Origin of the sequence: Phaeobacter inhibens DSM 16374, from assembly GCF_000473105.1 — a bacterium.
Lineage (GTDB): Bacteria > Pseudomonadota > Alphaproteobacteria > Rhodobacterales > Rhodobacteraceae > Phaeobacter > Phaeobacter inhibens.
In genome coordinates, this window is sequence record NZ_KI421498.1 from 2448716 (window position 1) to 2469826 (window position 21111).

General features: G+C 63.7%; 11 protein-coding genes. 6 read left to right on the forward strand and 5 right to left on the reverse strand.

Going from position 1 to position 21111, the window contains the following annotated elements; genetic code table 11:
- Positions 1–51 precede the first annotated feature (51 nt).
- The 4 genes from INHI_RS0115510 to INHI_RS0115525 are packed head-to-tail and all read left to right on the forward strand — an operon-like array spanning position 52 to position 6970.
- The gene (locus INHI_RS0115510; RefSeq protein ID WP_014881280.1) at positions 52–1059 is read left to right on the forward strand and encodes an AAA family ATPase; all 1008 of its coding nucleotides are present in this window, start codon (positions 52–54) and stop codon (positions 1057–1059) included.
- On the forward strand, positions 1056–1979 hold the full coding sequence (locus INHI_RS0115515; RefSeq protein WP_014881281.1) for a DUF58 domain-containing protein: 924 nt from the start codon (positions 1056–1058) through the stop codon (positions 1977–1979). Before INHI_RS0115510 ends, INHI_RS0115515 begins: the two co-directional genes overlap by 4 nt.
- The gene (locus tag INHI_RS0115520) at positions 1976–4894 is read left to right on the forward strand and encodes a DUF4159 domain-containing protein (RefSeq protein ID WP_027248216.1); all 2919 of its coding nucleotides are present in this window, start codon (positions 1976–1978) and stop codon (positions 4892–4894) included. Before INHI_RS0115515 ends, INHI_RS0115520 begins: the two co-directional genes overlap by 4 nt.
- 15 nt (positions 4895–4909) lie before the next feature.
- Entirely contained in the window at positions 4910–6970 is a 2061-nt protein-coding gene (locus INHI_RS0115525) for a membrane protein (protein WP_027248217.1), read from the forward strand.
- Positions 6971–6994: 24 nt separating this feature from the next.
- Here the strand turns inward: INHI_RS0115525 and pbpC are convergent, their stop codons facing one another.
- Both pbpC and INHI_RS0115535 read right to left on the reverse strand, forming a co-directional pair.
- Complete coding sequence (pbpC, locus tag INHI_RS0115530; RefSeq protein WP_027248218.1) at positions 6995–9022, reverse strand: penicillin-binding protein 1C; 2028 nt, start codon at positions 9020–9022, stop codon at positions 6995–6997.
- A 59-nt stretch (positions 9023–9081) separates the two neighbouring features.
- Positions 9082–14550, reverse strand: a complete 5469-nt coding sequence (locus INHI_RS0115535) for an alpha-2-macroglobulin family protein (RefSeq protein ID WP_462938380.1) — start codon at positions 14548–14550, stop codon at positions 9082–9084.
- 150 nt (positions 14551–14700) lie between these two features.
- Between INHI_RS0115535 and INHI_RS0115540 the strand changes: the two genes are divergently transcribed.
- Positions 14701–16995 carry a response regulator gene (locus INHI_RS0115540; RefSeq protein ID WP_027248220.1) on the forward strand — a complete coding sequence of 765 codons (2295 nt, stop codon included), beginning with the start codon at positions 14701–14703 and terminating at the stop codon, positions 16993–16995.
- Positions 16996–17022: 27 nt separating this feature from the next.
- On the opposite strand, the gene yaaA is transcribed toward INHI_RS0115540, so the two are convergent.
- The 3 genes from yaaA to INHI_RS0115555 form a co-directional block, all read right to left on the reverse strand.
- The gene (gene yaaA / locus INHI_RS0115545; protein ID WP_027248221.1) at positions 17023–17787 is read right to left on the reverse strand and encodes a peroxide stress protein YaaA; all 765 of its coding nucleotides are present in this window, start codon (positions 17785–17787) and stop codon (positions 17023–17025) included.
- 29 nt (positions 17788–17816) lie between these two features.
- Positions 17817–19895, reverse strand: a complete 2079-nt coding sequence (recQ, locus tag INHI_RS0115550; RefSeq protein WP_211233572.1) for a DNA helicase RecQ — start codon at positions 19893–19895, stop codon at positions 17817–17819.
- A 190-nt stretch (positions 19896–20085) separates the two neighbouring features.
- Positions 20086–20373: a YggT family protein gene (locus INHI_RS0115555; RefSeq protein WP_014873231.1), complete on the reverse strand. Its 288-nt coding sequence runs from the start codon at positions 20371–20373 to the stop codon at positions 20086–20088.
- A gap of 133 nt (positions 20374–20506) precedes the next feature.
- Here INHI_RS0115555 and INHI_RS0115560 point away from each other — a divergent pair, with 133 nt between their 5' ends.
- Entirely contained in the window at positions 20507–21094 is a 588-nt protein-coding gene (locus INHI_RS0115560; RefSeq protein WP_014873230.1) for an acyl-CoA thioesterase, read from the forward strand.
- The last annotated feature ends 17 nt before the right edge of the window (positions 21095–21111 follow it).

Genomic DNA, 21111 nt, shown 5'->3' on the forward strand with positions numbered 1-21111 from the left:
TTCTGTCAACGCGATACAGTATCACTATATATTCGCCGTGAAGGGAAAGTCATGTCCGAACCCGACGATCTGCTGGCCGAGATTGAAGCGCTTGAAGACAAGCTGACACAGGCCAGGTCCTCTATCACCCGGCGCTTTATCGGTCAGGAGCGTGTGGTCGATCTGACCCTGAGTACGCTGCTGTGCGGTGGCCACGGTCTGTTGATCGGCCTGCCCGGGCTGGGCAAGACCCGGCTGGTGGAAACCTTGTCTACGGTCATGGGACTTGCAGGCAACCGGGTGCAGTTCACCCCGGATCTGATGCCCGCCGATATTCTGGGATCCGAGGTGCTGGATACCGCCAATGACGGCAGCCGCGCCTTTCGCTTTGTGCCGGGGCCGGTCTTTTGTCAATTGCTGATGGCGGATGAGATCAACCGCGCCAGTCCCCGCACACAATCTGCGCTGCTGCAGGCAATGCAGGAGCGGATGGTGACCGTGGCAGGTGCCGACCGCCCCCTTGGCACACCCTTTCACGTGCTGGCCACTCAGAACCCGATTGAGCAGGAAGGCACCTATCCTCTGCCGGAGGCACAGCTGGACCGTTTTCTGTTCCAGATTGATGTGCCCTATCCGACCCGCCAGACCGAACGCGATATTCTTCTGGCCACCACAGGGGTTGAGGAAGGCCGCGCGCATCAGGTCTTCACTGCGGATGATCTGATGGCTGCACAGACTCTGCTGCGCCGGATGCCTGTCGGGGACAGCGTGGTAGAGATGATCCTGGATCTGGTTCGCGCCTTCCGCCCGGAGGACCCTGCCGCCTCTCAACGGGTGCAGCAGACGGTGGCTTGGGGACCAGGGCCGCGGGCAGCACAGGCCCTGATGCTGGCGGTACGTGCCCGCGCGCTGCTGCAGGGACGCCTCGCCCCCAACGCTGACGATGTGCTGGATATGGCGCAGCCCGTGCTCAGCCACCGGATGGCCCTGAACTTTGCAGCCCGCGCCCGCGGCGAAAGCCTGACTGATCTGATCACCACCACAGCCGAGACCATGGCACGACCCGGCGTCGCCGCGTGACACAGGCGCGCGCCCATCAGCCAGGCGGAACCGCTGGCAGCCCCCCAGGATCTGCAGCGGACCTGCGCCACCGCGCAGAAAGTGCGGCCAGTCGCTTCCCGCCGCTTCTGGTTCGCGCACATCAGCTGGCCGGGTCCGTGCTTCTGGGCGAACACGGCCGCCGTCGTGCCGGGATGGGCGATGATTTCTGGCAATACCGTCCGGTGCAGGCTGGGGACAGTCGCCGCATGATTGATCACCGCCGGTCCGCCAAGGGAGATCAGCAGTTCGTACGTGAACGGGAATGGCAGATCGCCCAGACGGTGCATCTTTGGGTCGATCAGGGCGCGTCCATGCGCTTTGCCTCCACCCCGGCGCTGCCGGAGAAAATTGACCGCGCCCGGCTGCTTGGACTGGCCGCCTCAGTGATGATGCTAAGGGCGGGGGAACGTGTCGGCCTCACCGGCGGACGCCTGCCGCCCCGGCGCGGCAATGCCCAGATCCTGCGATTGGCCGACGCATTCAGCCTGAATGACGAAGACGACTATGCTCCGCCCGAAGATCGCGCCATGCAACCACAGGCGCGAGTGCTGTTTCTCTCCGATTTCCTGGGCCCCTTTGCGCCACTGGAACAGGCGCTGGCCAAGGCCGCAGATCGTGGTGTCCACGGAGTGCTGATGCAGGTGCTTGACCCTGCGGAGGAAGAGTTTCCCTTCGACGGGCGCACCATCTTTGAAAGCGTGGGTGGCGGGGTGCGCCATGAAACGCTGAAGGCTGGCGCCCTCAAACAGCGCTATCTTGACCGGCTTGCCGAACGCCGCGACGCGCTTGACCACTTGTGCCGCGCGGCAGGCTGGCGTCTGGGCACGCATCACACAGGCGATAGCGCGCAGGCGGCTCTGATGTGGCTGTTTCACGCCATGGAAAGAAGCGGCTCATGACAACCATTGCAGGCATCGGCTTTACAGCCCCCTGGCTGCTGCTGGCGCTTCTGGCGCTACCACTGTTGTGGCTGCTGTTACGGGCGGTGCCCCCTGCCCCGCGCACACGCCTGTTTCCAGCGGTTACCCTGCTTCTGGGATTGCGCGACGACGACAGCCTGTCGGACCGCACCCCATGGTGGCTGCTCTTGCTGCGACTGATGGCCGTGGCGGCAGCCATTGTCGGGCTGGCGGGACCAGTTCTCAACCCCACCGCGACCCCGACCGGGCGTGGCCCGTTGCTGGTGGTGCTGGATGGCAGCTGGGCCGGCGCCCCGGACTGGGACCGCACCCGAGAGGAAATCGACCATCTTCTGGCTGAGGCCGGACGCGCTGATCGCCCGGTCGCCGTACTACGCCTGACCGCCCCCCAACCGCCTGAGTTCCAAAGCGCGGCAAGCTGGCGTCGTCAAATCATCGGTGAGGCACCGCAAGCCTGGCAGCCAACGCCGGAGCAACTGGCGCGTGCCCGGACCCAGATAGACACCCTTGAGGGTGGGTTTGACAGCCTCTGGTTCAGCGACGGGCTGACATATGCAGGCCGGGACGATCTGCTGGCGACGCTGCGCCAACGCGGTCGGCTGACCGTCTATGAACATGCCACCCCCCGGCTGGCACTGCGCCCGGTTGTTTATGTGGATGGCGCAATGGAAATCACCGTCGTTCGTAGCACCCCGCAGGCCGCCTCTGGCGACGGGAGGGGCGCAACAGGCCCCGGCGCAGGCGACGATCAAACCGTGACTGTCCTTGCCAAGGGGCCAGACCCGGGCGGCACCATGCGAACCCTCGGCTCAGTGACAGTGGATTTTGCCGACCCGGACAACACTTCCGCCGACGGCAGTGAAGCCACCGCCCGCCTATCTCTGCCCGCAGAGCTGCGCGCGCGCATCCGCCTGTTCGAGCTGCAGGGCCAAACCAGCGCTGGGGCCGTATCGCTCGCCGATGACGGGCTGCGCCGCCGTGAAGTGGCACTGATCTCAGCCCAAAGCGGTAACGAAGGTCTCGCCCTCCTCTCGCCTCTGCACTATCTGCGCAAGGCGCTGGCACCGACCGCTGATTTGCTTGAGGGCGGGCTAAGCGATCTTCTGCCCGCTAATCCCGACGTGATTGTCCTTGCCGACACCGCCCGTCTGCCCCCCGATCAGGAGGCGGCAGTGGTGGATTGGGCCTCTGACGGCGGGCTGCTGCTGCGTTTCGCCGGTCCCCGGCTGGCCGCCAGCGACACCGCCCGCACCGACGAAGAACCGCTACTGCCTGTGCGCCTGCGGATTGGTGGCCGCAGCATCGGCGGCGCCATGAGCTGGGGAGAACCGAAAACCCTGGCCCCCTTTGCCGAAGACTCTCCCTTTTTCGGGCTGAACATTCCCCCTGATGTCACCGTCAGTTCGCAAGTGGTCGCGCAGCCCGACCCCTCTCTGGCGGAGCGGGTGATCGCAGAACTCTCCGATGGCACACCGCTGGTCACCCGCAAGCCGCTTGGCAATGGTCAGATCGTATTGTTTCACGTGACCGCAAATGCGGAATGGAGCAGCCTGCCGCTCTCCGGTCTGTTTGTGCAGATGATGGAACGGCTGGCGATTTCCTCCGGCTCCAAACCGGCGGAGGCCGTGGATCTGGAAGGCACCACATGGGCACCCCTTCAGGTGCTGGACGGCTTTGGTGATCTCTTCGATGCAGATGCGCTGCCCGGTGTGGCCGGGCCAGATCTGATCGCCGCCACAGCAGGACCTGAGCTGCAACCCGGGCTCTATCAAAACGGCGACCGGCGGATCGCACGCAATGTGATGCGCACAGAGGATCAGCTAACTCCGGCGCAGTGGCCCCTCAGCCTCCCTGTCAACGGCTATGGGGCCACGCCCGAACGCCCGCTGGGTGGCCTGCTGATCAGCCTCGCCCTCCTTCTCCTGGCCCTTGATGTGATTGCGGCCCTGTTGCTCTCCGGGCTTCTGCCACGCCAGCCGCAGACCTCAGCGAGCAAGATGCGCAACATGATCTCGCTTCTGCTGTTGGCCACCTCCGTCTGGGTCATCAGCCCCGGTCACGACACGCGCAGCCACGCCCAAGGCAACGCCATCGCGATTGAGGAGGTTACCCCCTCCCCCCCGTCTGATCCCGCAGCTGATGCCTTGGCCGCAGAGCGAGCAGCCGAGCTGACACTGGCCCATGTGCTGACCGGCGACCCCCAGGTCGATCAACTGGCGCGTGACGGTTTGCAGGGGCTGTCCAACACGCTGCGGTTCCGCACCTCGGTCGAGCCCGCCCCCCCCGCCACTGTTGATCTGGAGCGCGACGAGCTGGCCTTCTACCCACTGCTCTACTGGCCGGTGACCGCCAATCAGGCGATGCCCTCGGGCGCGGCCTATGACCGGCTCAACACCTATTTGCGTACCGGCGGGATGATCCTCTTTGACACCCGCGATGCCGATCTGACCCGCGCCGGGGCCAGCAGCCCCGCCGGACGCCGCCTGCAACAGTTGGCACTGCGGCTGGATGTACCACCGCTGGAGCCACTGCCCGCCGACCATGTGCTGACCCGCGCTTTCTACCTGCTGCAGGATTTCCCCGGACGCCACAACCGCGGCGCCGTCTGGGTCGAAGCCGCGCCCGCTGACGCCCAACAGGTCGAAGGCATCCCATTTCGCAACCTCAACGATGGTGTTACGCCGGTTGTTATCGGTGGCAACGATTGGGCCGCCGCCTGGGCCGTGGACGACAATGGCCGCCCCCTGCTGCCGGTTGGGCGCGGCTACGCGGGCGAGCGTCAGCGCGAACTGGCCTACCGTTTTGGTGTCAATCTGGTGATGCATGTGCTGACCGGGAATTACAAATCCGATCAGGTGCATGTCCCGGCTCTGCTTGATCGGTTGGGGCAATGATATGAGGCTGGATAAATGACGCAGACCATCCTCTTCGACCCGCTGGTCCCCTGGTCTGTGATCTGGCTGCTGGCGGCCCTTACCACGGCAGTACTCACTCTCGCGGTCTGGAAACGTCTGGCCGGATGGCCCATGCGCGCCCTTGCTGCCCTCGTCCTGATCGGCGCCCTCAGCGGTCCGGTCTACCAGATCGAGGATCGCGCCCCGCTCAATGATATCGTGCTGGTGCTGGAGGACAAAACTGCCAGCCAAGCCCTTTCCGACCGTCCAGAACAGACCAGCGTCGCCGTGACAGCGCTGGAAACCGCGCTCGCCCAGCGGGCCAATACCGAGGTCCGCCGGATCCCGATCGACAGCATACCAGCGCGCGAGGGCCGCAGCGACAACAGCGGCACCCTCCTGATGGGCGCGCTGGCAGAGGCGCTGGCCAATGTGCCACGCGGACGGGTCGCCGGGATCATTGCGATCAGCGATGGTCAGATCCATGACGTCGCACAAACCCCGGCCCTGCCTGCCCCGCTGCATCTGCTACTGACCGGCCGCCCCGGTGATTGGGACCGGCGGCTGATCGTGAAGAACGCCCCCAGTTTTGCCATCATCGGTGAACCGGTGACGCTGACCCTCAGGATTGAGGATCAGGGCGATGCTCCGACAGCGGGCGACCTGGCGGAACTGGCGATTTCCATCGGCGGCGCCGAGCCTCAGCGCTTCAACCTGCCCGTTGGTGTCGATTTCGACCTGCCGCTGACCCTGCCTCATGGCGGACGCAATGTGATCCAATTTACCGTCCCCACCGCCGAAGGCGAGCTCACAGATCGTAACAATGCCGCGCTGGTCCAGATCAACGGTGTCCGCGACCGCCTGCGTGTGTTGCTGGTCTCCGGCGAGCCGCATCCCGGCGGGCGCACGTGGCGCAATCTGCTGAAATCCGACAGCGCCGTGGATCTTGTACATTTCACCATCCTGCGCCCCCCGGAAAAACAGGATGGTGTACCGGTGGATGAGCTGTCGCTGATTGCCTTCCCCACGCGGGAGCTGTTTCTGGAGAAGATCAACGATTTCGATCTGATCATCTTTGACCGTTATAAGCGCCGTGGCATCCTGCCCGCGATCTACCTCGACAATGTGGCCGATTACGTGCAGCGCGGTGGCGCCGTTCTTGTCGCTGCGGGGCCGGATTTTGCCAGCGCCGACAGTATCTATCGCTCACCGCTCTCCAGCATTCTGCCCGCCAGCCCTTCGGCGCGGGTCCTGGAACGGGCCTACCGGCCCGAGATCACCGACCTCGGCCAGCGCCATCCTGTCACCGCTGATCTGACCGGCGCTGCTGATTGGGGTCGCTGGTTGCGCCAGATCGAAGTCGACGTGCCCGAAGGCCATGTTTTGATGAGCGGCGTCGACTCCCGTCCCCTGCTTGTGTTGAACCGCGTCGAGGAAGGGCGGGTGGCGCTTTTGGCCTCGGATCATGCCTGGCTCTGGAGCCGGGGATACGAGGGCGGCGGCCCACAGCTGGAACTGCTGCGCCGCCTTGCTCACTGGATGATGAAAGAGCCGGAGCTGGAGGAGGATGTCCTCTCCGCCGAGGCCACCGGCCAGCGTATGCGTATTCAGCGCCGCAGTCTCGACGCGGATGTCGGCGAGGTCACCGTCACCGCCCCGGATGGCAACACCGCGATGGTCACCCTGACCCAGACCGCACCCGGCCGGTGGGAAGGCCGCTATGAAGGGCCGGAACCCGGTCTTTACCGGCTGAAAGAGGGTGAGCAATCCACCGTGATCGGCCTCGGCCCTGCGGCCCCGCGCGAATTCGAACAGACCATCGCCACCGGGGAGATCATGGCCGCCGCTGTGGCCCAGACACGCGGCGGCGTGCGGTCGCTTCATGATGGCATACCCAGCCTGCGCAACGTACGCGCCGGACGTGTTGCAGCAGGGCGCGGCTGGATCGGCCTGACACCGCGTGACGCCTATCGTACCACCTCGGTCAGGCAGACGCCGCTGCTGCCCGCCTGGCTGGTTCTGCTGATGGCCAGCGCTGCGATCATCGCTGGCTGGCTGCGCGAGGGGCGGCGCTGATCCCACATTCCAGCAACCTCACAGCTACTCATCCGGGCGGGTGATGCGCACCCGTGCCTGATCCGATCTGCCGTTACGGTCAACAACCACCAGCGTTGAAAACCCGCGTTCCAGCCCCAGCAGATCGATGCTGCGACGGCGAGCACCAGTCACCACCGGTGTCTGATTGGCCAGCACCAGAAACGGCGCCTCGCCGCCCTTGATCCGCAGGGTCATTTGCCCGCCCTCAGCCAGCAACAGAGCCGCCCCATCCGGGGGAAAGGCCAGCTGCAGGCGCTCACCGGGCGGGCCACCAACACCCCCCCTGTCAAAGCGCTGCAACGGCAACGGCAGCTCCGCCGTAGCGACGCGCAGGGTAGAGGCCGGTGCGGCTGGAAAGGGGGTAAACCCGCGTCCAATCCGCCCAAAGGCCTCAAACAACAGTGGCGCCGCCAACTCCGCTCCAAAGGCTCCCGGCACCGGCGTGCCATCCGCCCGTCCCAGCCAGACCCCCACCACATAGCGGCCATCCCATCCGATCGCCCAGGTATCGCGGTGCCCGTAGGATGTTCCGGTCTTATAGGCCACCATACCCGCAGGCGCCCCGGCTGGAGGCGGCACACCGCGCAGAATATCGCCGATCTGCCAGGCAGAGACCTTGCTCATCAGACGCGGCATCCGATCATAAGGGGCCTGCAGGCGCGCCCGCAACCGGGGGCCTTGCCCGCCAGCCGCCAGCCCAGCGTAGACCTGCACCAGATCACGCAGCGACACGCCGACCCCGCCCAGCGCCACGGCCAGCCCCGGCTTGCCGCCCGGCAACCGGGGGCGTGCGCCGCCCCGCCGCAACGCTGACATCAGCCGCGCCGGGCCCAATGCCTGCGTCAGCTGTATCACCGGTGTGTTCAGCGACAGCTGCAGCGCCCGCCGTATCCGCAGATCCCCCCGGAAGCGGCCGTCGAAATTCTGTGGCGCATAACCATCGATATCAATCGGCCCGTCGTGGATCAGCGTCTCAGGATGGGCCAGCCCCTGATCAAAAGCGAGACCGTAAACCAACGGTTTCAGCGTCGATCCGGGGGAACGTGGGGCCCGTGTCATATCCACAAACCCCTGCCGCAGATCATCGCGGTACCCAGACGATCCGACAGAGGCGAGGATCTCGCCGCTCTGGTGATCCGCCACCAGCACCGCCGCCGAGAGCCTGGCATCCTGCCGCGCCACGCTTTCCGTCAGCAGCTGCGCCAGACGCTGCTGCAGTCCCGCTTCCAGGGTCAGATCAATTCGCGCCTGCTCCGGTGTCTCTGCCACCAGATAATCCGCCAGATGTGGCGCCAGCTGAGGAAAAACCCGCATGCCCCGTGGCATCGGCGCCTGTGCCGCGGTCTCTGCTGCGTCAGCAGCCAGCACCCCGGCATTGCGCATCCGCTGCAACACACGATTGCGGGCCCGGCGCGCGTCTTCCGGCATACGATCCGGGCGGCGCGCCTCCGGTGCCTGCGGCAGCGCCACCAGCAACGCCGCTTCGGCGGGGGTGAGCCGCGACGGCTCTTTGCCGAACCAGGCATAGCTCGCCGCACGCACCCCTTCGATGTTGCCGCCAAACGGCGCGTGGATCAGATACAGTTCTAAAATCTGGGCCTTGCTGAGGCGACGTTCTAAGGCCAGCGCCAACCGAATCTGCCGCAGCTTGCCCGCCCAGCGCCCGGTACTCCCATCCTCCAGCAGTCGCGCCACCTGCATGCTCAGCGTTGACCCGCCCGAAACCACCCGCCCCTGCCACAGGGCCTGTGCCGCCGCCCGCAATAGCGCCAGCGCATCGACACCATTGTGGTCATAGAACCGCTTGTCTTCATATCGCAGCAACATTGCGCGATAGCCTGCATCGACCTGATCCACGGTTACAGCCATACGCCAGATCCCATCCGCCACCGGATAGGCCCGCAACAATTGGCCATTGCGGTCACGCAACTCTGTCGCGGTCTCCGCCAGCGTGGCGGGCATCGGTGTCTTCTCGACCCAGGCGTTGAAGGCCACAACGCCGATCACCACCGCCGCACATAGGCCAGACAAGCCTCCAGCCCACCAACGCCACCGACGAGGTCGACGCGAGGCCGGTTCCGACAGGGGGATCACCGGACCTGGACGCGGCCCGTCGCGGTGCGGGCGCGATAGGCAGGCCGGTACATATCCTCAACCGAAGCCGCCGGATGATGGAACAGACCCGGCGTTACCGCGCGCGCCACATAGGCCAGCGTCACCGGAGCGCCCGCCTCCCCATCGCGTCCACGCCGCAGGTCGACCGCCGCCAGAAACCGGTCCGCACGGAACTCGGCATGGCGGGCCTCGCTTAGCGTGAGCCAGTCGAGACCGCGCACATCACCGGACCGCAGCAAACTCGGATTGTCGATCTCAAGCCCCGCAGGCAGCGGATCATTGATCATCAATCGTGCGCCAGCCGGCTCAAACGGAACCACCCGCAGCACCGCGACAAACCGGTCACCGACGGTGAACTGGTCCGGGACCAACGCCTCGCCTTCCATCGAATAGTAACTGCGTTCGATACTGAACCCGGTCCCTCCCGCAGGGGCCGTGACCAGCGGTACACCCAGCGTGGTCAGCGTGATGTCCACATCCTTGCCGGAGGCAGCAGTCAGCGCCAGCGGGTCCCGATCCTGATCCCCCTCCAGCACCTCAACCATGGGTCCATTCACCGTTTGACCATTGATCAGCAGCCCGGATCCGCCATCCCCACCGATCAGCGCATGGGCCGCCATCAGCGTCCAGGCGCTTTCCTGTGTGGAGAGCAGCTGACCATCCCCGACCAGTCCCGCACTCAGGGCGCGACGATCCACCGCCTCGGACCCGGCCTCACTGGCAAGGGCCAGAACCCCGGCCTGATCGCGGCGCAGGCTGCCGTAGTCGGCTCGCCACAGTGTCGGATCAGGAGCGGCGCGATGCAGCATCGCGGCGGCACGGGCGAACATCTGATCTGCCCGACGCTGATCACCATAGGCCGCCAGAGCCGCCCCCACCTGCGCCACTGACAACGGCGTGGCGAAATCACCGGCCTTCACATCCGCATAGTAGCGCAGATCCCCCATTGCCGCCTCACCTTCGCGGGCCAGAACCAACAGCGCATAGGCGATATCCTCGCCTCCATTGTCAAAATCGGGCGCGTAGTTCACCCGGTTGCGCAGATTGTCCAGCGCCTGACGGAACCGTGTCTCAGCCACCTGATAGCCCTGCGCCCGTGCGCGACTTAGAAAATCACTGGCATAGGCATCCAGCCAGAAATCGCCACTTTCTGCACGCCACAAACCAAAGCCACCGTTGCTGGCTTGGCGCGCCAGCACCTGCCGGATGGCGCTGTCGATCTTTGCGGTGACCTCAGGCGCGCCCCCCAGCCCCGCAGCCTTTGCCACCGATGACAGATACAACAGCGGCAATGCGCGCGAGGTCACCTGTTCGGTGCAGCCATAGGGGTAGAGATCCAACCCATTGAGCAGCCCCGGCACATCAAACCGCGCCAATGGCCCCGCAGACATCACCGCCCGCGCACTCTCCGGTCGCAACCCGGTAAAGACGTCAGAGGAGAACAGGAAACTGTTCCCCGCCGCCAACTGGAAGCGGCGGGTGGTCGCGACCATCGGATCATTGGCCCGCACCGGCAGGCGCAGGGTCTGAATCAGGGTCTCTCCCTCAGCGGTGGTCAGCGTCAGTTCAATCTCAGGGTCGCCAACGGACAGCGCCGCAACGGGCAGGATCACAGTCTCGCTGCCGCCGGGTGCCAGTACAAGCGATTGGGGCAGCGCGCTGATCTCCAACCCCGCGCCAAGGGTACGGGCCGCAAGCTCCAGTCGACCGGCAGGGCCGTCCGCATGGGTGACCTCGATCTGCACCCGGCTGCTATCCCCCGGCGCCAGGAACCGCGGTGCCGTCACACTGACCACAACCGGATCCCGAACCAGCATGTCTTCAGCTGCCTGCCCAACCGCGCTCTGCGACCAGGCGACCGCCATCACCCGCACCGTCCCATTAAAAGGCGACAGCGTGATCGGCACCTCGGCGCGCCCCTCCGCATCAAGCTTCACCGGGCCGGAAAACACGGCCATCAGATCTTGCGTCGGCGGTGGCGACTGCAACCGCATCCCGGCGCCCGCATCCCCACCCGAACGCACCCGGCCAAGCGCGCCGGTGCCAGTCTCAATCAACCGCCCGTATAAATCGCGCAGTTCCATCCCCAGCCGCCGCTGGCCATAGTAATGCGCCGATGGATCCGGGCTCTGAAATCCGGTCAGGTTCAGAATCCCCAGATCAACCGCTGCCAGTGTCAGCCAGACCTCTTCACCGGGGGCGGCACCGCGCACCTCAACCTTGGCCAGCTCGGTCCTGCGTGGTCGGGCCACCTCGGGCAGGTCTAACACCACCTGAAGTTCCTGTCCGGGGCGATTGACCGTGGCATGCGCCAGCCCCAGCGCCCGGGTCGGACTTCGATCTGCCTTGCCCGCCAGCGGCTGTACCACCATGGCAGAGACATAGGCGCCACTGCCCCAATCAGCAGCAACGCTCAGCGGGATCACCGTTTCCCCGGCGGGCACCTCGACCATTTGACGACTGATCAACCGGTTCGACATCACCGAGACCAGTGCGGTTCCGGCGCCACGGCTCACCACGCGCAGGCGTGCGGTATCCCCCGGCTTATAGCTGTCACGATCCAATGACACCTCCAGCTGGTCCGGCTTATCCGCCCCCTCGTCCGGGACGTACCAGCCTGCATAGAAGTCACTGGACGCCGCGACATAGGGCACGCCCTGATGCTCTACCACCAACTCATATCTGCCCCAGTCAACCGGCTGTTCCAGCACCAGTGGCGTGGCGGCATTCACCTTCGCCGCGCCGGTTGCAACACGGCTGCGGCGGGTCGTTGGTTCCCAATTCCAGTTCCCGTAAAGCTGATACCACTGATAGCGGGTTTCCACCCGGTTCAGCGTCCATGTCACCGGCATATCCTGCGGGCTGCCATCCGGAGCCAGCGCGACAATGGAAAACCGCGCCGCAGCACCTTCCGCGACAACATCCTCAAACAGCGGCTTGATGCCAATCACCGGACCGTCCGGCGGCAGGGCCACGCTCAGTTGTCGTTCAACCGGACGTGCACTGCCATCACTCAGACGGGTGGTCACCTCCGCGACAAGAGGCTGACCCAGCGCCTCGATCTCGGGCAGCGCCACCGAAAGTGTCCCGATCCCCTCCGCGTCCGTACGCGCGCCGCCGAAATGGCGACTTTGCGAGGCAACCACATCGTCGTAGCGGCCAAATCGGTAACCGTCCCATCCCGCCAGCTGATCCGCAGGGCGCAGCGTCACCTCGCCGTCGATACTAAGATCTCGACCCGGCGCGCCGAACAGATACCGCGCCTCGATCCGCAAGGGACTGTTGGTGCCGGGACGCAGCTCCTGCCCGGCAGCTGCCGTCAGAGTTTGGGTAAAGTCGATCCGTTCGGGCAGAAAATCCTCAACCAGAATCTGCCGACTGGCCAGGGGCGGTGCTTTGGGATCGGACAGGATCGACAATCGCCAGGTACCACGCGGCGCGGTGTCTCCAACCGGCAGCGCAAACACATGGCCCCCAGCCACGCCCCGGTCCGAAATCAGACGGGCATATTCGACACCATCAGGGCGGTTCAGAACCGCGATCAACGGCAGGCCGGTTATCGCCTGCGCCGTCGCATCACGGGCAAGGACAGTGGCATGGATCACCTCTCCGGCGCGATAAGCACCGCGATCCGTGGTCAAAAACACATCGATTGGTCCGGGCGCCACGCGCCCCTCAACGCCACGATCCGACAGATCAAAGGCCGCATCCCGCAGCGAGAGAAAGGCAAAGTCCGCCGCTGTCTCCCCCGCCTCACCCGTCTGCGCCATCAGGACAGCCGGAGCAGACGCGCCCTGCCCACGCGTCAGACCCGCATCAAAATGCGCATAGCCCTCGGCATCACTCACCGCGGTTCCCAATACGGCGTTGGCGTTGGAAATCAGCTCTACCCGCACACCAGCACGCGGCGCGGCATCGGAAAGCCCCTGCACCTGTACATGCAGCCCGTCACTGCCCAGCATTGTGCTTAGCCCCAGATCGGTCAGCACAAACCATTGGGTCGCGGCTGGGCTGTCATAAGGATCGGCGCCGGGCAGCTGCGCACTCAGCGCGTAGATCCCCACCGGTTGATCCGCCAGCGCCTGATCCAGCGGCAGTCGCGTGGTCACCGTTTGATTCAACGCCTGAGAGACCTCGGCGGTACCGCTCCAGATCTCCTCCGCGATATCGCTGGCGAACTGTTCTTCCTGCCATTGCGACAGCGGCCGGGCAAAGTAATCCTCTTGCAGGCTGCGCAGCAGATTGCGGTCACTGACACGCCGCAGGCGCAGATCCAGCGTGGTGGCATTCACCGTCTCCACCGGCACCGCCACCTGGTCGCCCTTCGGCAGTACGTAAGACCGACCGGAGAACCGGACACTCGGGCCTCGATCCCGCACGTAATGGGTCAGCGTCACATCCTTGGCCAATGTCTCACCGGTGACGGCAGGCAGCCCCCGCCGCAGGGTCAGCCGGTAACGGGTGCCATGTTCGATCCCATCGACGCAGAGTTCCCGGCCCGCCGACTCAGCCACCAGACGCGGATCCGCCAGCTTGATGAAATCATCGTACTCGACCCCGCTCCGCGCCAAATCTTCGGAAAATTCGACACATATACGGGGTGATGCGCTATCGCTCTCCACCCGGCTTCCGGTGATCCGAAATCCATATTTGGCAATTGCGTCATCCAGACGGGCCGCCAGTTTCGGGCTGTTGTCCCGCTCCGCCGCCAGCCGCAGAACCCCAAGGGCATCGCGACCGCGCCCCAACTGTTCCAATGCCTTGGCTGCGGTGGCCAGGGCCTGCGCCTCGGCCGCATCATCCGGGCCGCGCAGATAACTGTTGAGCGCCGCCGAAAGGGCGGCCTCATGGGCGCGCCGCTGCGCCGATCCTTGCACCTCCTGCCGCAACAGCCTCCGGGCATAGTCCAGCCACAGATCGCTCCGGTCACTCAGCACCACCGCTTCCGCGATCCAACGCAACGCTGTCGCAGGCGACGCGCTTTGTGCTGCCGCAACCAGATCATCAACGCTGACACCCCCGGTGGGAAAGCGTAACCCAAGGTTCTGAGCCTGTTTTGCCGCCTGTGCCAGATCGTCCTCCTGCACCCCTTGCAAGACTGCAGCGCGCGCATCTGCCGCCTGCCTCTGGGCGCGGCTACTGGTCAGTTTAAGTGCCGAGAACGCGCCCTCATAGGGCGACGGCTGATCCATCGCGGATTTTGGAAAACAGGCGTTGGAGCGGCTGTTGAACGCAAAACCGGCACAGTCAGGTTGCGCCGAACAGGCCCGCGCACAGCTGCGCATATCGGTCTCAAACAATGGGCCGAGGTCAGCGCCGAAATGATCGGTATCCCGCTGAATGACATACCGATTTTCAGGAAAAATTGAATCAGCAAAAACAACTAAAGGTTGAACAACCCAACCACACGAAAGTACAATAAGTGAAATGAGCACACGCACCATGGAACCCTCCAAACCTGCCCAGAGGCTGGCACGGGGTTAACGCCATAGCAAGGTATCGCAACGTAACAGATGGGCTAATCTCAATTTAATCTCTGCCCCTCTAAACTGGGGCAGATAAGTCGTGTTGGTTTTTAAGTGGAGTTTGCAGGGATGAACCTTGCTGACAGATTGACGGAAGAACGACGCGCGCGTCTCGCGGCGGAGCGCCTGCTTGAGCTGAAGCAGGCGGAGCTTTCGGCAGCCAACCGCAAACTCGGACGTCATGCGCTGGCCTTGACCCGCCAGATCGGCGCCACGCAGGCCGAGGTGGCCACCGTCCGCGACGAAAACGCCAAGGTGAAATCGGATCTCTCCACCGCCAACGAGAAAGTTGAACGCGCCGAGCGTCGTCTCTGGCATTCGATCCAGGCCTTTCAGGACGGGTTCGCCTTTTTTGATGCGGACAGCAAACTAATCGGCGCCAACACCGCCTATCTTGATCTGTTTGACGGTCTGGAGGAAGTGACGCCGGGCGTCTCCTACGTGCGGATCCTGCAGATCCTCACCGATGAGGGGCTGGTCAACACCGGAGAACAGGATCCGGATCACTGGCGCGCCCAGATGTCAGAACGCTGGTTGTCCCCCTCACCGGAACCGGTGGTCGTGCGGATGTGGGATGATCGCTACCTGCGGCTGCTGGATCAGCGTGGCCACGGTGGGGATATGGTCAGCCTCGCCCTCGATATCACCTCCACCGTTCAATATGAGGAAGAGTTGCAGGCTGCCCGCGAACGGGCCGAGGCCGCAAACCGGGCCAAATCGGCTTTCCTGGCCAATATGTCCCACGAGATTCGCACGCCGATGAACGGTGTCGTTGGCATGGCAGAGCTGCTCAGCGACACCAACCTGAGCGACGAACAGCAACTCTACGCCAATACGATCAAGAATTCCGGAGAGGCGCTGCTGGTAATCATCAACGACGTGCTCGACTATTCCAAAATTGAAGCACAGAAACTGGAACTGCACCCTGAACCCTTTGATCTGGAACGCAGCGTCCATGAGGTGCTGATGCTGCTGCAGCCCACCGCGCGGGACAAGGGGCTGACACTGCTGCTGGACTACGACCTGTTCCTGCCAACCAGCTTTGTCGGGGATCCCGGGCGCATTCGTCAGGTGCTCACCAATCTGGTCGGCAACGCGGTAAAATTCACCTCCGAGGGGCACGTCGCGCTGCAAATCACCGGCATCTCCAACGCGGATGATAAGATATGTTCGATCCACGTCACGATTGAGGATACCGGGATCGGCATCCCGGAGGAGAAAGTGCAGGATATCTTTGGCGAGTTCAATCAGGTCGAAGATGAGCGCAATCGCCAGTTTGAGGGCACCGGCCTTGGCCTTGCGATCTCAAAGCGGCTGATTGAACTGATGGGCGGCGAGATCTGGGTCGAAAGTCAGGAGGGCAAAGGATCCTGCTTCGGCTTCCGCATGGAGCTGCCGCTGGCGGAGGGGGCCTCCACCAGTATTCCCACCCTGCCCAAGGGATTGTGCCAGATCGCCGTCATTGATTCACAATCGGTGATGCGCGATGTGCTCAGCAAACAACTGGCCATGCTAGGGCTGGAGGTCACCGTATTCGACAATGGCGCCGCTGCGATTGCTGGCATGCCAGACGGCGTTGATCTGGTTGTCTGCGACGAACAACTGCCAGATCAGAATGGTGTCGAACTGGCACAGAAACTGCGCTCCGGACCTTTTGCTCAGGTGCCGATCCTGATGCTCAGCAGCGATCCCACCGCACCCAGCAATTCAGATGTGCAATCGGTGACGGACAGCGTGCTCTTGAAACCGATCCAGCGGGATGAGCTGTTCCAGAGACTGGTCGATCTGCCCGGCGGCGGATCAGCGACCCGCCCCTCTGCTGTCCCCGAAACCGTGGTGACGCCACCAGAACTGAGCAGCGTCGCAACCCACCCCGACCCACCCCAACCTGCTCCGGCCCCCGCGGCGGCCCTCACCGCCGTCAGCACACGCCCCACCCAGCGGCTCATGCGGGTGCTGGCAGCAGAGGACAATCGCACCAACCAGCTTGTATTCCGCAAGATGGTGAAGGATCTGAACATAGACCTGCAATTTGTCAGCAACGGGATTGAGGCGGTAGAGGTCTATCAGTCGTTCCAGCCTGATCTGATCTTCATGGATATCTCCATGCCGGTGATGGATGGCAAAGAAGCAACCCAGAAAATTCGCGCGCTGGAACACGGCACCGGCATCTATACGCCGGTTGTCGCCCTCACGGCCCATGCCATGGCCGGTGATTCAGACGGAATTCTCGCCGCGGGGCTGGATCACTACCTGACCAAACCTCTGCGCAAGGCGCTGATCCATGAACGCATTCACGCCTATCTCCCGGCAGAGGCAGCGCCGCTAACGCACGAGACGATCACCCAGACCGGCGCCGCCTGATCCGGCGAGCCGGTGCCCCGGTGGCGATCAGCCTGCGCGCAGGAACACTGGCTGATCCGGCTCCGACATCTCCGGCATGTAGCGATAGCCGCCACTGTCAAAATCCAGCAACGCCGCAGGGTCGCTAAGCCGGTTCTGAATGATGTAGCGCGCCATCGCGCCCCGCGCCCGCTTGGCGTAAAAGCTGACGACTTTGGGCGTGCCATTTTTGTCTTCCATGAACACCGGCGTCACCACACGCAACTTCAGCGCGTCGCGATCAACTGCGCCGAAATATTCCTGGCTCGCACAGTTCACCAGCACATCGCTGCCCACGGCCTCGCCCTGTGCATTCAGCGCATCAGAAATTTCGCGCCCCCAGTAGTCATAGAGGGTCTTGCCCTGTTCCGTTTTCAGCCGCGAACCCATCTCCAACCGGTAGGCCTGCATCGCATCCAGCGGGCGCAACACACCGTAAAGCCCCGACAGAATGCGGAAGTGATCCTGCGCCCAGGCCATTTCCTCTGCGTCCAGAGATCCCGCCTCCAGCCCCTGATAGGTATCGCCCGCAAAGGCCAGTGCCGCCGGGCGAATATCATCCGCGCCGGGATCCACAGCAAACCTCTGGAACCGCTCATAATTCAGCTTTGCCAGATCCTCGCTGATATGCATCAGCTTCATCAGATCGGCCACCGACAGATCGCGTGCCACTGATGCCAATTCCGTCGCCGCGTCGTGCATGGCAGGCCATGTCATCTCAACGTCGCGTTCGCTCCAGTCCAGCTTTTTCGCCGGAGAAGTCACTACCAGCATATTCTGCCCCCGTTTGTTCCGAACAAGACCTAGCCCGCGCCGCGCAAGACGTCCAGAAACGCCGCCGCAAAACGTTCCGCGCGGCGCTCGCCTAACAGCCTTGTGATCACCATTTCGTCCTGTGAACGCATCTGCGCCAGTTTCGCCAGCTGCGCCGCCGAACAGCTGAGCGGCTTATCGGTGCCATCATCACCTCGCGCCAGACGGGTCTGCGTCTCCATCAGCGCATCATAAAGCGACCCAGCGTCGCGCCCGGCCAACTTGCGCCGCATCGGATGCAGCGCCTCACTCTCGCCGGTGATCACCGACAGGAAATCGCGACCATAGCGTTCCAGCTTTTTGGCCCCGACCCCACCGATCCGCGCCATCTGGTCCAGCGAGCTGGGGCGGGTTTCGGCCATCTCGATCAGGGTTCGATCCGGGAAAATGACATAGGCCGGTACTTTCTGCGCCTCCGCCAGCGCGCGCCGCTTGGCTTTCAGTGCCGACAGCAGCGGCGCGTCCTCATCCGACACCAGCGCCTTCACGGCGGGGCTGCGCTTGGCTGAGCTGATGGTGTCGCGACGCAGGGCAATGTCCTGTTCGCCGCGCAGAACCGGCAGCGCCGCCTCGGTCATCCGCAAAGCGCCATGGCGTTCGGGATCCGGGCGCACCAGATCATGGCCCATCATCTGCCGGAACACCGCCTGCCACTGCCGTTTGCCGTATTCCTTGCCACAGGCAAAGACCGACAGATCGTCATGCCGCTTGTCGCGCACCCGGTCGGTGGTATTGCCCACCAGAATGTCGATCAGATGTCCTGATCCATAGGTCTCATTCGTCCGCAAGATCGCCGACAACGCCTTGCGCACCGCCGTGGTGCCGTCAAACACATCCACAGGCTGATCGCACAGATCACAGTTGCCGCAGGGCTCAGCCGTCTCGCCGAAATAGGCCAGCAGGGTCTGGCGGCGGCATTTCAGCGCCTCAGCCAGCCCCAGCAGCGCATTCAACCGCGCATGATCCGCGCTGCGCCGATCCGCAGGCGCCAGCCCTTCGTCGATCTGGCTGCGGCGCAGGCGAATATCCTCCGGCCCGAACAGGGTCAGCGTCTCAGCAGGCGCGCCATCCCGGCCACCACGGCCAATTTCCTGATAATAGGACTCGATGGATTTGGGCAGATCTGCATGGGCAACCCAGCGAATGTCAGGCTTGTCGATCCCCATGCCAAAGGCCACCGTCGCCACAACGATCAGCCCATCTTCGCGGGCAAATCGTGTTTCCACCCCGCGCCGATCTTCGGCGTCCATGCCGCCATGGTAATAACAGGCCGCGTGGCCCGCCTCGCGCAGCCCCGCCGCCAGTGCCTCGGTCTTGGCACGAGTGCCGCAATAGACGATGCCGGATTGCCCCTTGCGAGCGGCAGCAAATTCCAGAATCTGGCGGCGCGGGCTGTCTTTGGTGGCAAAGGCAAGATGGATATTAGGACGGTCAAAGCCCCGCAGAAAACTGCGCGGCGCCTCGCCATCAAACAGCTTCTCGACAATCTCTTCGCGGGTTTCCTGATCTGCCGTCGCGGTAAAGGCCGCCAGAGGCACGTCCAATGCCCGCCGCAACTCACCGATGCGCAGGTAATCCGGGCGGAAATCATGGCCCCACTGGCTGACGCAATGCGCTTCATCTACGGCAATGAGACTGACACCAATCCGCCGCAGCATGCCCATCGCCGCACCCGAGGCCAGACGCTCCGGCGCCATATACAGTAGCTTCAGCCGCCCCTCCTCAATGGACTGCCAGACCGCTTCGGTTTCTTCGTCGGTATTGCCGGACGTCAGCGCCCCTGCAGTCACACCCACCTCCTGCAACGCCCGGACCTGATCCCGCATCAGCGCAATCAATGGCGAGATTACCACTGTAACCCCCTCGCGCAGCAATGCGGGCAGTTGGAAGCACAGGGATTTGCCGCCGCCGGTTGGCATGATCGCCAGAACATTCTCACCAGCGGTTACCGCATCGACAATCTCTTCCTGACCGGGGCGAAACCCGTCAAATCCGAAGATCTCGCGCAACAGCGGTGTCGCATCGGTTGCGGACACGGTAGGTGACGTCGCACCACTGGGGGCGGTCATTTCCGGCGAAACTGCGGACATGGGGGCGGTGGGCCTCATTTTGGTGATCTGCTCGTCTTGGCAGTCACAATCCCACAACCGGATTCAGGCGGCAAGGGTCAGCGCCCCCGCAAAGGGGGAGCGCACAGAAAAAGACCGCCGCAAGCCATGGCTCCGGCGGTCAATCAAAATGGCAGAGGCCACCCTGCAATCAGTAGAACATCGCGATATTATTGGTCAGAATGATCCGCAGCGCGTAAACCGCGATCAGCACCACCAGCGGCGCCAGATCCAGCCCCTGCATATTCGGCAGGATACGGCGAACGGGAGCATAAAGCGGCTCTAGCAAGCGGTTCAGACCATACCAGACCTGCGCCACAAATTGCTGATTGAGGTTCAGAACCTGAAAATTGATCAGCCAGCTCATGATCACATGCGCAATGATGAAGAACCAGACGATGTCCAGGATCAGCATCAGAATTTGAAACAGCGACAGCATCTCTTGATTTCCCTTTTTGGAGCTTGTTCACAGGTAAGCGCGCCCGCGCAAAATCGCAAGACTGCCGCGAGGTTGCGGTTGACGTGCTGTAAACACATGGCAACACGGGCACATCACACAGGAGAGCGCGCCCATGTTTCCCATCGTCCGCCTGATCAAGGATCTGCTGGTTGCCCGCCGGATGCCGCCGCTGGATCTGACCGACACCCATGTCTCCCGCCACATCTGCTGGCCCTGGGATCTGGATATCTGGATGGAGCTGAACAACGGTCGTGCGATGACGCTCTATGATCTGGGCCGCACCATGCTAGCCCAGCGTGTCGGTCTGATCGGCGCATTGCGCAACCGTCGCTGGGGCATGACGGTTGCGGGCACCACCGTCCGGTTCCGCCGTCGCATTCGCGGGTTCGAACGGTTTGAAATGCGCAGCAGGGCAGTGGCCTGGGACGATCGCTTCATCTACCTCGAACAATCCATGTGGAAATCCAACGGCGACTGCGCCAGCCACGTGATGCTGCGCACCGCAATCACCGACGCCAAGGGGATCGTCTCGCCGCAGGAGGTCCTGAAAACCATCGGCCGTACCGACAGCGCCGCGCCACAGATGCCCGATTGGATCAAGGCCTGGTGCGAGGCCGACGCAGGCCGTCCCTGGCCACCGATGATGTCGACAGAAACCGTGGTTCCTGATGCCCCGGCTGCTGAGGACACGCTTGCCTAACCCCACACCGGCCTGTC